22 protein-coding genes and 1 pseudogene are annotated in these 12001 nt (G+C 38.7%); all 23 read left to right on the top strand.

Annotated elements, in window-relative coordinates:
• On the top strand, window positions 1-933 hold a 933-nt coding region (locus J1E28_RS06465), incomplete at its 5' end, for an AMP-binding protein (protein WP_291027943.1).
• A 10-nt stretch (window positions 934-943) separates the two neighbouring features.
• Window positions 944-2044 carry a hypothetical protein gene (locus J1E28_RS06460; RefSeq protein ID WP_291027941.1) on the top strand — a complete coding sequence of 367 codons (1101 nt, stop codon included), beginning with the start codon at window positions 944-946 and terminating at the stop codon, window positions 2042-2044.
• A gap of 285 nt (window positions 2045-2329) precedes the next feature.
• On the top strand, window positions 2330-2641 hold the full coding sequence (gene rpsJ, locus J1E28_RS06455; RefSeq protein WP_002956243.1) for a 30S ribosomal protein S10: 312 nt from the start codon (window positions 2330-2332) through the stop codon (window positions 2639-2641).
• 25 nt (window positions 2642-2666) lie between these two features.
• Window positions 2667-3245 (top strand): 50S ribosomal protein L3, encoded by a 579-nt coding sequence (gene rplC, locus J1E28_RS06450; protein WP_291027938.1) that lies wholly within the window; start codon window positions 2667-2669, stop codon window positions 3243-3245.
• A 10-nt stretch (window positions 3246-3255) separates the two neighbouring features.
• Entirely contained in the window at window positions 3256-3879 is a 624-nt protein-coding gene (gene rplD / locus J1E28_RS06445; RefSeq protein ID WP_291027936.1) for a 50S ribosomal protein L4, read from the top strand.
• Window position 3880: 1 nt separating this feature from the next.
• A complete protein-coding gene (locus J1E28_RS06440; RefSeq protein WP_011116220.1) occupies window positions 3881-4162 on the top strand; it encodes a 50S ribosomal protein L23 in 282 nt (93 codons plus the stop codon).
• A gap of 9 nt (window positions 4163-4171) precedes the next feature.
• On the top strand, window positions 4172-4999 hold the full coding sequence (rplB, locus tag J1E28_RS06435) for a 50S ribosomal protein L2 (protein ID WP_291027931.1): 828 nt from the start codon (window positions 4172-4174) through the stop codon (window positions 4997-4999).
• 10 nt (window positions 5000-5009) lie between these two features.
• Complete coding sequence (gene rpsS, locus J1E28_RS06430) at window positions 5010-5291, top strand: 30S ribosomal protein S19 (protein ID WP_291027929.1); 282 nt, start codon at window positions 5010-5012, stop codon at window positions 5289-5291.
• A gap of 9 nt (window positions 5292-5300) precedes the next feature.
• Window positions 5301-5606, top strand: a pseudogene (gene rplV, locus J1E28_RS06425) (50S ribosomal protein L22); the annotation flags it as partial.
• Between the two features lie 206 nt (window positions 5607-5812).
• The gene (gene rpsC, locus J1E28_RS06420) at window positions 5813-6523 is read left to right on the top strand and encodes a 30S ribosomal protein S3 (protein WP_291027927.1); all 711 of its coding nucleotides are present in this window, start codon (window positions 5813-5815) and stop codon (window positions 6521-6523) included.
• 3 nt (window positions 6524-6526) lie between these two features.
• Window positions 6527-6952 (top strand): 50S ribosomal protein L16, encoded by a 426-nt coding sequence (gene rplP / locus J1E28_RS06415; RefSeq protein ID WP_291027925.1) that lies wholly within the window; start codon window positions 6527-6529, stop codon window positions 6950-6952.
• Complete coding sequence (rpmC, locus tag J1E28_RS06410) at window positions 6939-7127, top strand: 50S ribosomal protein L29 (RefSeq protein ID WP_291027923.1); 189 nt, start codon at window positions 6939-6941, stop codon at window positions 7125-7127. The genes rplP and rpmC overlap by 14 nt, the downstream gene beginning before the upstream one ends.
• Before the next feature lie 2 nt (window positions 7128-7129).
• On the top strand, window positions 7130-7396 hold the full coding sequence (gene rpsQ, locus J1E28_RS06405; protein ID WP_291027921.1) for a 30S ribosomal protein S17: 267 nt from the start codon (window positions 7130-7132) through the stop codon (window positions 7394-7396).
• Window positions 7393-7761 (top strand): 50S ribosomal protein L14, encoded by a 369-nt coding sequence (rplN, locus tag J1E28_RS06400; RefSeq protein ID WP_291027919.1) that lies wholly within the window; start codon window positions 7393-7395, stop codon window positions 7759-7761. Before rpsQ ends, rplN begins: the two co-directional genes overlap by 4 nt.
• On the top strand, window positions 7761-7997 hold the full coding sequence (rplX, locus tag J1E28_RS06395; protein WP_291027917.1) for a 50S ribosomal protein L24: 237 nt from the start codon (window positions 7761-7763) through the stop codon (window positions 7995-7997). Before rplN ends, rplX begins: the two co-directional genes overlap by 1 nt.
• Window positions 7997-8542, top strand: coding sequence for a 50S ribosomal protein L5 (rplE, locus tag J1E28_RS06390; RefSeq protein WP_291027916.1), 546 nt, complete (start codon window positions 7997-7999; stop codon window positions 8540-8542). The genes rplX and rplE overlap by 1 nt, the downstream gene beginning before the upstream one ends.
• A gap of 1 nt (window position 8543) precedes the next feature.
• A complete protein-coding gene (locus J1E28_RS06385; protein ID WP_011115058.1) occupies window positions 8544-8729 on the top strand; it encodes a type Z 30S ribosomal protein S14 in 186 nt (61 codons plus the stop codon).
• Window positions 8730-8738: 9 nt separating this feature from the next.
• Window positions 8739-9134, top strand: a complete 396-nt coding sequence (gene rpsH / locus J1E28_RS06380; RefSeq protein ID WP_291027911.1) for a 30S ribosomal protein S8 — start codon at window positions 8739-8741, stop codon at window positions 9132-9134.
• 9 nt (window positions 9135-9143) lie between these two features.
• Window positions 9144-9680: a 50S ribosomal protein L6 gene (gene rplF, locus J1E28_RS06375; RefSeq protein WP_291027909.1), complete on the top strand. Its 537-nt coding sequence runs from the start codon at window positions 9144-9146 to the stop codon at window positions 9678-9680.
• Between the two features lie 13 nt (window positions 9681-9693).
• Window positions 9694-10050 carry a 50S ribosomal protein L18 gene (gene rplR / locus J1E28_RS06370; RefSeq protein WP_291027907.1) on the top strand — a complete coding sequence of 119 codons (357 nt, stop codon included), beginning with the start codon at window positions 9694-9696 and terminating at the stop codon, window positions 10048-10050.
• Between the two features lie 11 nt (window positions 10051-10061).
• Window positions 10062-10502 carry a 30S ribosomal protein S5 gene (gene rpsE / locus J1E28_RS06365; RefSeq protein ID WP_002956261.1) on the top strand — a complete coding sequence of 147 codons (441 nt, stop codon included), beginning with the start codon at window positions 10062-10064 and terminating at the stop codon, window positions 10500-10502.
• Window positions 10503-10511: 9 nt separating this feature from the next.
• Complete coding sequence (gene rplO / locus J1E28_RS06360) at window positions 10512-10913, top strand: 50S ribosomal protein L15 (RefSeq protein WP_291027904.1); 402 nt, start codon at window positions 10512-10514, stop codon at window positions 10911-10913.
• Window positions 10910-12001 (top strand): preprotein translocase subunit SecY (secY, locus tag J1E28_RS06355; protein ID WP_291027902.1); only part of this gene is annotated, 1092 nt, incomplete at its 3' end. The genes rplO and secY, both read left to right, overlap by 4 nt.

Below are 12001 nucleotides of genomic sequence, written 5' to 3'. Positions count from 1 at the left end.
TTGCTTGAGGGAATGCTCTGTGTTACATATCCTGATCCCACTGATGCGGTGGGAGTGGCAAAAATGATTGCTAAAAATAAAGTGAGCGTTATATGTGGGACATCGACATTTTTAGGCATTTATGCGCGCAATAATAAAATAGACAAAACAATGTTTGATTCCCTGCGCCTTGTTGTAGCTGGAGCAGAGAAGCTTAAAAAAGATGTGCGAGAAGCTTTTGTGATGAAGTTTAATAAAGAAATTTATGAGGGTTATGGGGCGACAGAGACTACGCCTGTGGTAAGTGTGAATCTTCCAAGTGAATTTGATGTAGAAAATTGGGAAGTGCATAAGGCAAGTAAAGAGGGGAGCGTAGGTATGCCCTTGCCCGGAAGTGCTATTAGAATCGTTGATCCCCATACGATGCAAGAGCTACCTGTGGGTGAAGATGGGCTGATACTCATTGGAGGACATCAAGTAATGCTAGGCTATCTCAATGATGAGCAAAAAACCAAAGAAGTGATTGTAGAAATTGATGGAATTAGATGGTATAAAAGTGGCGATAAGGGGCATTTAGATAGTGATGGATTTATACATATTGTTGATAGATATTCGCGTTTTGCTAAAATCGGTGGAGAAATGGTAAGTCTTGGGGGCATTGAAGAGGAGATTCAAAAAATCATCAAAAAAAGTGAAATTGATGAAAATCTCAAATATGTTGCTGTGGCGGTAGAAGATGCCAAAAAAGGTGAGAGTGTGGTGCTACTTGTAAGTGGTGAGGCAAGTGAATGCCAAAAGCTAGAATCTGCACTCAAAGAGGCACAAATCCCCACACTTTTTAAGCCCTCTAAAATTTTTGTGGTAGAATCTATCCCTGTATTGGGTTCAGGCAAAGTAGATTTAAAAGGTGCAAAAAATTTAGCACAAGAGCTATGGGACTTATCAAAGAAATAAGGGGATAAAAATGTGGGAATTTTATATAAAAAGGTTTTGTGTAAAAGTGATGTGTTGGTTTATACCAACCAAAAAAGCGCGCGTGGCTTTGAGGAGTAAAATGCGCTTTGGGAAAGAAATAGTGCCTTTAGGGAGGGTGGATTACCCTGTGCCAAAAGATGTGCTTTTGTATATACAAAGTCATAGCCCGATTGATTTTTTATCACATTATAAAACAATGCTTAATCCTACGCCTTTGCAAGAGATTCTAGAATCTAGGACATCACAAGATACCCTCAACTCTACATTTATGCCCCCCCCCCCATTAGAAGTCTTAAAGCAAAAAGCCAAAGAGGCTCATTTACACATCAAACATATAGGATATTTTGATGCTGATAAGAAATCCAAAAACCCCAATTCTCCGCGCAATCCTTTTGCCTACATACGCGTTAAAAACGAAGCGCATACCTTACGCGCGTGTTTGTATTCCATACTTCCTGCGATTCAAAGAGGAGTGATAGGCTATAATGATTGTGATGATGGGAGCGAGGAGATTATATTAGAATTTTGTGCTGCATTTCCAAGCTTTATCCCCGTGAAATATCCATATAATGTAGATTTTAGCAATCCTGCAAGTGAAGAAAATAGGCTCTATATATATTATAATTATGTATTAAGCGTGATTCCCAAATATCAGTGGCTTGTAAAAATCGATGTGGATCATATTTATGATGCTTCTAAATTATTTAAGAGTTTTTATCTCGCACAAAAAATATGGGATATAGTGCTTCATAGTAGGATTGATTTTATGAGGCAAAATGACGAGATTCTAGTGAGCGCAGAACGTTTTTGTGTATATGAGGGGGACCATTGGCTTGTCAATGCTTTTGATTTAAAGTTTATTCCCTATAAAGAGCATTATGAGCAGCTTATCCCCCATAGTAATCATTTAATTTCTACTGAATTACCCTCATTTCATTTTCCTTTTGAGAAGCAATCCCGCAAAGATTCTACACAAAAATACAAGTGGCTTCCGCTATCAAAGTGGCACAGCGATGAAATAGGCACAAGAATAGACCCTATGATGTTTAAAAGTGCGGTGTTGCATACATTTATAAAAGAATTTGAGTGAAGCAATACTTCTAAAATATGAGCAATCTCATCTAGGTGAGCTAAAAAGAGATGTTTATAGAGTATTTAAGAAAATAGAATCTATAAAAAGAGCAAAATGCGATTTAAAAACATTAAAAATGAGTAAAGTATATCAAAATTTTGTCCTTATAATAAGGAAATAAAAAAATAAAAAAATATCGAAAAATAGGCAAAGTGCTTGACTTTTTTTTATGAAATTGACTATAATGGCGCGCCAAAAACATCAAAATCGATTTGGTGAGTTCTTTAGATATAAGGAAAGATTATGGAAAGAATACGACTTAGGCTTAAAGCTTATGACCATAGGGTTCTTGATAGATCGGTTGCGTCTATTATAGAGGCAGTGAAAAGGACAGGTTCAGAAATAAGAGGTCCCGTGCCGCTTCCCACCAAAAAGAAGAGATACACCGTTCTTCGTTCGCCTCACATTAATAAAGATTCTCGTGAGCAATTTGAGATTAGGGTACATCATCGCATCATTGATATTATGTCTGCTACTCCCGATACCGTAGATAGTCTTATGAAGCTTGATTTAGCACCGGAAGTGGATGTTGAAGTAATGTCTATGAGCAAGTAAAATTAGGATTGTAAGGATTGAGGATATGGAATTTATAGTTGAAAAAATCGGTATGAGTCGCACCATAGGCACAAAGAGTGAAGCTGTAACTTTGCTTCGTGTGCTTGGGGCGAAAGTATGCGAGATTTATGATAATGGCAAGGCACTTGTAGCATATTCACAGGGTAAGGCGCACAATAAGGCTATTGCAGGACAACAAAAAAAATATAATTTAAGTAAAGAGCTTAATCGTTTTGCTACACTTAAAGTGGGCAATAAAGAAGTGGGTGAGCTTGATACAAGTGTTTTGGGTGAAGCAAAACGTGTGCAAGTGCGTTTTAAGACAAAAGGACGCGGATTCAGTGGCGCGATGAAGCGGTGGAATTTTCAAGGTGGTCCGGCTGCGCACGGAAGTAGATTCCACAGACGTTTAGGCTCTATTGGGAATCGTGAGTGGCCTGGACGCGTTCAGCCCGGTAAAAAAATGGCTGGACATTATGGCAATGAGCTTGTAAGTGCAAAAAATGATGTAATGTCTTTTGATAAGCAAAGTGCTATTTTGGTGCTTAAGGGTTCAGTAGCTGGGCATAATGGCGCATTTGGCAGAATACAAATTATAAAATAAGGTAAGCAATATGAGTAAAGCAATTCTATTAGATCAAAAATTTGCACAAAGCGGTGAGTTTGCATTACCTGAAAGATATGCACAAATCAAAGAGCATAATTTGTATTTGTATGTAAAATCTTATCTTGCATCGCTTAGGGCGAATAATGCTTATGCAAAAAAGCGAGGCGAAGTAAGCGGTGGTGGTAAAAAGCCGTGGAATCAAAAGGGCGGTGGGCGCGCACGTGCAGGGAGTATTACTTCTCCTGTATTTGTAGGCGGTGGTGTTGCACACGGACCAAGCAATAATAAAAACTATCAGCTAAAAGTCAATAAGAAGCAAAAACGTCTCGCTCTTGAGTGTGCCTTGTATCAAAAGGCTCAAGAGGGTGCGCTTTTTGTAGTAGATTCTATTGCAGCACCAAGTGGTAAAACAAAAGATGCTTATGCGATGTTTAAAGCCCTTAATAAGCGTAATGCTCTATTTATTACGCGCCTTAGCGATGAGCCAACCTTTCTTGCTTTTAGAAATTTGCAACAATGCTATTTGGCTGATGCAAATGAGCTTAATGCGTATTTAGTAGCGACATTTCGCTCTGTTGTGATTGAAAAGGCTGTTTTTGATGAAATTATTGCAGGAAAGGAGGGGGAATAAAATGGCAGATATTACAGATATTAAGTCAATCCTCTATACTGAAAAATCTCTTTCGCTCCAAGAGAGCGGAGTGCTTGTCGTGCAGACTGCTACAAATGTGAGCAAAAATCAGCTTAAAGAGATTTTTAAAGAATATTTTGGCATTACACCTCTTAGAATCAATTCTTTACGACAAGAGGGCAAAGTCAAGCGATTTAGAGGCAAGATTGGACAAAGAGCCTCATTTAAAAAATTTTATGTGAAGATTCCAGAGGGCGCAAAACTTGATGCGCTATCAGTGTAAGGAGTGAATATGGCAGTCAAAACTTATAAGCCCTATACCCCAAGTCGCCGTTTTATGAGCAATCTAAGCTCAAGTGATATTACAGGTAAGGCGAGTGTGAGAAGTTTGCTTGTGAAATTGCCCGTGAGTGCAGGAAGAAATAATAATGGGCGCATTACAAGTCGTCATAAAGAAGGTGGCGCAAAGAAGCTTTATAGAATCATTGATTTTAAACGCAATAAATTCAATGTGCAAGGCAAAGTTGCAGCGATAGAATATGATCCATATAGAAATTGTCGTATCGCGCTTATCCATTATAGCGATGGCGAGAAACGCTATATTATTCAGCCAAGTGGCTTGAAAGTAGGAGATGTGGTGTTTTCTGCAGAATCTGGGCTTGATATTAAAACAGGCTTTGCTATGAAGCTTAAGAGCATACCTATTGGAACAATCGTGCATAATATTGAAATGCACCCCGGCGCAGGTGGGCAGCTTGCAAGAAGTGCTGGTGCAAGTGCGCAGATTATGGGGCGTGAGGGTAAATATATCATTATGAGAATGCCAAGTGGGGAGATGAGATATATCTTAGAAGAATGTATGGCAACTATTGGCGTTGTGGGCAATGAGGACTTTACAAATATTTCTATTGGTAAGGCAGGGCGCAATCGTCATCGTGGTATTCGTCCGCAAACACGTGGTAGCGCAATGAATCCTGTTGATCACCCACACGGCGGTGGTGAAGGTAAGACGGGTTCAAGCGGACACCCTGTTTCTCCGTGGGGAACTCCGGCAAAAGGCTTTAAAACTCGCAAGAAAAAAGCGAGTGATAGATTGATTATCTCAAGAAAGAAAAAATAAGGTAGGAAGTATGGCAAGATCAATTAAAAAGGGTCCATTTATTGATGATTACCTCATCAAGAAAGTTGAGAAAGCAAAGCAGAGCAAGGACAATAAACCTATCAAAACTTGGTCAAGACGAAGCACAATTTTGCCAGATATGATAGGGCTTACTTTCAATGTTCATAATGGGAGAGCATTTGTACCTGTGTATATCACAGAAAATCACGTTGGCTATAAACTTGGTGAATTTGCCCCCACCCGCACTTTCAAAGGACACAAAGGCAGTGTCCAAAAGAAAATTGGCAAATAAGGGGATATGATGAGTAGAGCATTATTAAAATATATTCGATTATCTCCAACAAAAGCACGACTTATTGCAAGGGAAGTGCAGGGAATGAATGCAGAAATTGCGATTGCGAGTTTGGAATTCACTCCAAACAAAGCCGCGCGAGTGATTTCAAAGGTAATTGCTTCAGCAGTGGCAAATGGTGGCTATGATGCGCAAGATGTGGTAATTACTTCTTGTCGAGTTGATGCGGGTCCTGTACTTCGTCGCTTCACGCCTCGTGCAAAAGGGAGAGCCACTCCTATTCGTAAGCCAACGGCGCATATTTTAGTAGAGGTAGGCACAGGGGTGCAGAAAGATTCAAAACAAAAAGAGAATACCAAAACTAAAAATGCACCAAAAAAGAGCCAAGCAGTAGCCCCAACAAAACCTACGGCTCAAGCTAAAACTGAGGACAATACTGAATCTAAGGCAAAGGTAGCAAACAAAGCAGCAAAAAGCAAAAAAACAACGGCAAAAAAAACTGAAGGTGAGGAAAAATAACAATGGGTCAAAAAGTTAATCCAATAGGTTTGAGATTAGGCATTAATCGTAATTGGTCTTCTCGATGGTTTTCAGTGTCTCAAACGACACCTTCAAACATCTTAGAAGATCATAAGATTCGCAAGTTTTTAAAACGCGAGATGTATTATGCGGGCGTGAGTGAGATTATTATCGAACGTGCAGCAAATAAGATTCGCGTAACCGTTGTAGCTTCACGTCCGGGGTTGATTATTGGTAAAAAAGGGGTAGATATTGATAAACACAAAGAATCTTTAAAGAAGATTCTTCATAAAGAAGTCTTTATTAATATTAAAGAAGCCAAACGTCCTCAAGCAAATGCACAGCTTGCTGCAGAAAATATCGCTACACAGCTTGAAAAACGTGTGGCTTTTAGACGCGCTATGAAAAAGGTAATGCAGGCAGCAATGAAAGCAGGAGCAAAAGGGATTAAAGTGAAAGTTTCGGGTCGTCTAGCAGGAGCTGAAATGGCACGAACAGAGTGGTATATGGAGGGACGCGTGCCTCTTCATACACTTCGGGCTAAGATTGACTATGGTTTTGCTGAAGCAATGACAACTTATGGCATTATTGGCGTTAAGGTATGGATTTTTAAAGGCGAAGTGTTACATAAGGGTATTTTGGCAGAGAAGAAAGAAGAAAATAAGAGTGGCGATAAGGAAGCGCGCCCTAAATCACGAAGAGGGAGGCAATAAGCTATGTTAATGCCAAAGAAGACAAAATATAGAAAACAAATGAAAGGGCGCAATCGTGGAAAGTCTTTCCGCGGTGCAAGTTTGGCTTTTGGGGATATTGGGATTAAGGCAATAGAACACGGCAGAATTGATTCTCGCCAAATTGAATCTGCTCGTATTGCTATGACAAGACATATTAAAAGAGCGGGAAAAGTGTGGATACGCGTATTCCCTGATAAGCCATTGACTGCAAAGCCCCTTGAGACAAGAATGGGTAAGGGTAAAGGTGGTGTAGAAAAATGGGTAATGAATATCAAGCCCGGTCGTATGATTTATGAAATGGCAGGGATTGATGAAGCTTTAGCAAGAGAGGCTTTGGCTTTAGCGCAAAGTAAGCTTCCTTTTAGAACCAAAATCATAACGAGTGAGAGTGAAAATGAAATTTATTGATTTACAAGATAAGGATATTGCAGAATTGCAAAGTATGTTGAAAGAAAAGAAGTCGTTGCTCTTTGAAAAAAGATTGCAACTCAAAACAATGCAGCTTACTAATCCAAGCGAAATTAAAACTATTCGCAAGGATATTGCAAGAATTAACACAGCCTTAAGTGCAAAGAAGGATTAAAAATGAGCGAAAAACAAGCACATAAGAGAGTGATTCAAGGCAAAGTTGTCAGCAAAGCAGGAGACAAAAGTGTAGTGATTTTAGTAGAACGCAAGGTCGTTCATGCAAAATATCGCAAAATCGTTAAACGTTTTAAAAAATATACAATTCACGATGAGCATCATAATGCAAAGATTGGCGATGTGATTAGTGCGATTGAGTGTAAGCCAATTTCTAAAACAAAGGCTTTTAAGTTTAAAGAAATTATTACCGCAGGAGTAGAGCTATGATACAGAGTTTTACGAGATTAAATGTCGCAGACAATAGCGGTGCAAAAGAGATTATGTGCATTAAGATTCTAGGCGGTAGCCATAGACGATATGCACGCGTAGGTGATGTGATTGTTGCATCTGTAAAAAAGGCTATTCCTAATGGAAAAGTGAAAAAAGGGCAAGTTATCAAGGCAGTTGTAGTGCGAACCAAAAAAGAGATTCATCGTGAAAATGGATCTTTGGTGCGCTTTGATGATAATGCGGCGGTGATTCTTGATGCGAAAAAAGAGCCTATTGGCACAAGAATTTTTGGACCAGTAAGTAGAGAAGTGCGATACGCAAACTTTATGAAAATAGTATCGTTAGCTCCGGAGGTGTTATAGTGGCAAAGTTTAAAATCAAAAAAGGTGATATGGTGCTTGTCATTGCAGGTGATGATAAAGGTAAAAAAGCAAAGGTTTTGCAAGTATTGCCAAAAAAAGCACAAGTGATTGTAGAGGGTTGTAAGGTTGTAAAAAAGGCAGTGAAAGCAAATGATAAGAATCCTAAGGGTGGATTTTTATCAAAAGAGATGCCAATGAGTATTTCAAATGTGAAAAAAGCGCAAGGAGATAATTAATGTTTGCTCTAAGAGAAAAATACAAAAATGAAATTATCCCCCAGCTAAAAAGTGAGCTTAACATCAGCAATGTGATGTTGTTGCCTAAGTTAGAAAAGATTATTATTAGTGTGGGTGCGGGAGATTATGCCAAAGATTCTAAGATAATGCAAAATATCGCGGATACCATTTCATTGATTGCAGGACAAAAGGCGGTAATTACTCTTGCAAAGAAATCTGTCGCGGGATTTAAAATGCGTGAGGGTATGCCTATGGGCGTAAAAGTAACGCTTCGTGGTAAAATGATGTATAACTTCCTTGAAAAACTTATTGTAATTGCATTGCCTCGCGTGAAAGACTTTAGAGGAGTAAAGCGCAATGGATTTGATGGAAGAGGCAATTATAGCTTTGGTTTGAATGAGCAGTTGATGTTCCCAGAAGTCGTATATGATGATATTATGGTAACTCACGGAATGAATATTACATTTGTAACTTCTACTCAAAGCGATAAAGAGGCGTTTAAGTTGCTTGAGCTTCTTGGTATGCCTTTTGCGAAAGGACGATAAAATGGCAAAAAAATCAATTATTGCAAAGTCAAAGAGAAAAGCAAAGTTTAGCGCAAGGGCTTATACAAGATGTCAAGTGTGTGGGCGACCACATTCTGTATATCGAGACTTTGGGCTATGTAGAGTGTGTTTGCGTAAAATGGGCAATGAGGGCTTAATCCCCGGACTTCGTAAAGCGAGTTGGTAAGGAGAGAATATGGTAAATGATATTATTGCAGATTCTTTAACAAGAATTCGTAATGCTTCTATGAGGCGATTAGAGGTTACGACATTATATTATGCAAAGATTGTTGTATCAGTTTTAGAAGTGTTTAAAGCAAAGGGATTCATTAAAGATTATAAGGTAAATGATAAAGATGGCAAGCAATCTATTATGGTGCAGCTTGCTTATGATGAGCGAGGAAAAAGTGCGATTAATGAGATTAAACGCATTAGTAAGCCCGGAAGACGCGTATATAAAGGAAGAAATGAACTCAAACATTTTAAAAATGGCTATGGCACAATCGTAGTAAGCACAAGTAAGGGTGTGATTGCTAATGATGATGCTTATCGTGCAAATGTTGGCGGCGAAGCACTTTGCAGTATATGGTAGGAGGGAGATATGTCAAGAGTTGGTAAAAAACCTATTAGCATTCCAAAAGGTGTAGAGGTATCAGTGCAAGGGAGCAAGATTCTCTTTAAAGGTGCAAAAGAGCAAAAAGAGCTTGAGACATATGGACGCGTTCAAATTGAGCTTAAAGATGGTTTTTTGAGCTTTAATTGTGTGGATTCTCTAGCACAATCTCGTGCGTATTGGGGAACTTATCGTGCATTGGCGAATAATATTATCATTGGTTTATCTCAAGGATTTACAAAGATGCTTGAAATTAATGGTGTTGGTTATAAAGCAAATATTAGCGGTAAGAATCTTGAAATGGCATTAGGATTTTCTCACCCTGTAATTTATCCTATCCCTAAGGGTATTGAGATGAGCGTAGATAAAAATACGATTACAATTAAGGGTGCTGATAAACAGCAAGTGGGGCAGATTGCAGCTGAAATTCGTGAGTTTAGACCGCCAGAGCCATATAAAGGTAAGGGGATTAAATACAGCGATGAAACCATTATGCGCAAAGCGGGTAAAACTTCTAAAAAATAGTTAAGGGTGTAATATGACAGAAAAAGTATTAAAGCAAAAACAGCTTCTACGGGCAAAAAGAAAGCTACGCACGAGAGGGAAAATTTGTGGAGTGGCAAATAAGCCACGCGTGAGTGTATTTAAGTCAAATAAGTATTTTTATGCACAGGCAATTAATGATGAGCAAGGTATAACACTTGCAAGTGTTGATGGCAAAAAGCTTGGTTTGAGCAATAACAAAGAAGATGCAAAGAAAATTGCAAATGAATTTGTGAATGCACTTAAAAAAGCCAATATTACAGAGGTGGTATTTGATAGAAATGGATACCTTTATCACGGCGTTGTAGCAGCATTTGCTGATACTTTGCGTGAAAATGGCATAAAGTTATAAAAAGGATATGTATGGAAATCAATAGAGAAGAATTTAGTGAAGTTGTTGTAAATATTGGCAGAGTAACAAAAGTTGTTAAGGGTGGGCGTAGATTCCGCTTTAATGCGCTTGTTGTAGTAGGCAATAAGAATGGGCTTGTAGGTTTTGGGCTTGGCAAGGCGAAAGAGGTGCCAGATGCGATTAAAAAAGCCATTGATGATGCGTTTAAAAATATCATTAAAGTCAATATTAAAGGCACAACCATTGCACACGATATTGAGCATAAATATAATGCAAGTAAGATTCTACTTAAGCCTGCAAGTGAGGGAACAGGTGTGATTGCAGGTGGTTCTACTCGCCCAGTAATTGAACTTGCAGGAATTAAGGATATTTTGACAAAATCGCTTGGTTCTAATAATCCCTATAATGTAGTGCGTGCAACTATTGATGCACTTGCTCGAATCAAAGCCTAAGGAGTGATTATGTTAGAAAAAATTAAACCAGCCAAAGGCAGCACAAAAGATATTAAACGTGTAGGGAGGGGGCAAGGGAGCGGTATGGGCAAAACTTCTACTCGTGGTGGCAAAGGGCAAACTGCTCGCACAGGCTATAAGGCAAAACGAGGTTTTGAGGGCGGACAACAGCCGCTTCAAAGACGTTTGCCTAAAATTGGTTTTACTTCGCGTGTAGAAAAGCCTATTGTGATTAATGTAGATAAAGCAAACATTTTTGATTCACTCTCTGAAATTACTCTTGAGGTTTTGCGCACTCATTTTAGTATCCCAAAAAGTGCTACTCGTGTAAAACTCATAGGCACAAAGGCAAAGGGTTTGGTTTCTAAGATTAAAGATTCTCAAATCACAACAAGCGGAAATAAAGAATGACAAAAAGCATTCTCAATAAGATTCTCATCACGCTTGCATTTTTATTTGCGTATAGAATCTTAGCATATGTGCCTGTTCCGGGCGTAGATGTGAGCCTTATTAAATCATTTATTGATGATAATGCAAACAATGCTTTGGGATTATTTAATATGTTTAGTGGCAATGCAGTGGAGCGATTTAGTATTATCTCGCTTGGCATTATGCCCTATATCACGGCTTCTATTATTATGGAGCTTCTTGCTGCGACTTTTCCAAATCTTGCAAAAATGAAAAAAGAGCGCGATGGTATGCAAAAATATATGCAAATTGTGCGCTATGTAACCATTGGTATTACTATTATCCAAGCAGTGAGTGTGAGTATCGGGCTTAATAGTATGAGCGTTGGAGCAATTAAGATTGATTTGAATCTTTTTATTGCCGTATCGGTATTTTCAATGCTTACAGGCACAATGTTGCTTATGTGGATTGGTGAGCAAATCACGCAAAGAGGCGTGGGCAATGGTATTAGCCTTATCATCTTTGGGGGCATTGTTTCAGGTATCCCCTCAAGCATAGGTAAAACTTTTAATCTCGTCAATACAGGGCAACTCAATGTCTTTTTGCTCCTTTTGCTCCTTGCTGTGATTATCCTTACTATTGGAGTAATTATCTACATCGAGCTAGCCGAGAGACGCATACCTGTTTCTTATGCGCGTAAGGTGGTTATGCAAAATCAAAATAAGCGCATTATGAATTATATTCCTGTGAAACTTAATCTAAGTGGCGTGATTCCGCCTATTTTTGCTTCGGCATTGCTTGTGTTTCCCTCAACTATCTTACAAGCCTCATCAAATACGATAATTCAAAGCATTGCAGATATTTTAAAACCTGATGGTTATATTTATAATGCTTTGATGTTTGTGCTTGTTGTTTTCTTTGCGTATTTTTATGCTTCTATTGTGTTTAATGCCAAAGATATTGCTGATAATCTCAAAAGGCAGGGTGGATTTATACCCGGTTTACGCCCGGGAGAAGGCACGGCGAGTTTTCTTAATAATGTAGCAAGTAATCTTACATTTTGGGGTGCGCTTTATTTAGCACTTGTTTCT

This window comes from Helicobacter sp., from assembly GCF_022511165.1.
In the GTDB taxonomy this organism is placed as follows: domain Bacteria; phylum Campylobacterota; class Campylobacteria; order Campylobacterales; family Helicobacteraceae; genus Helicobacter_C.
Note: the sequence above shows the minus strand (reverse complement) of the source record. Positions and strands in the feature narration are given on the sequence as shown.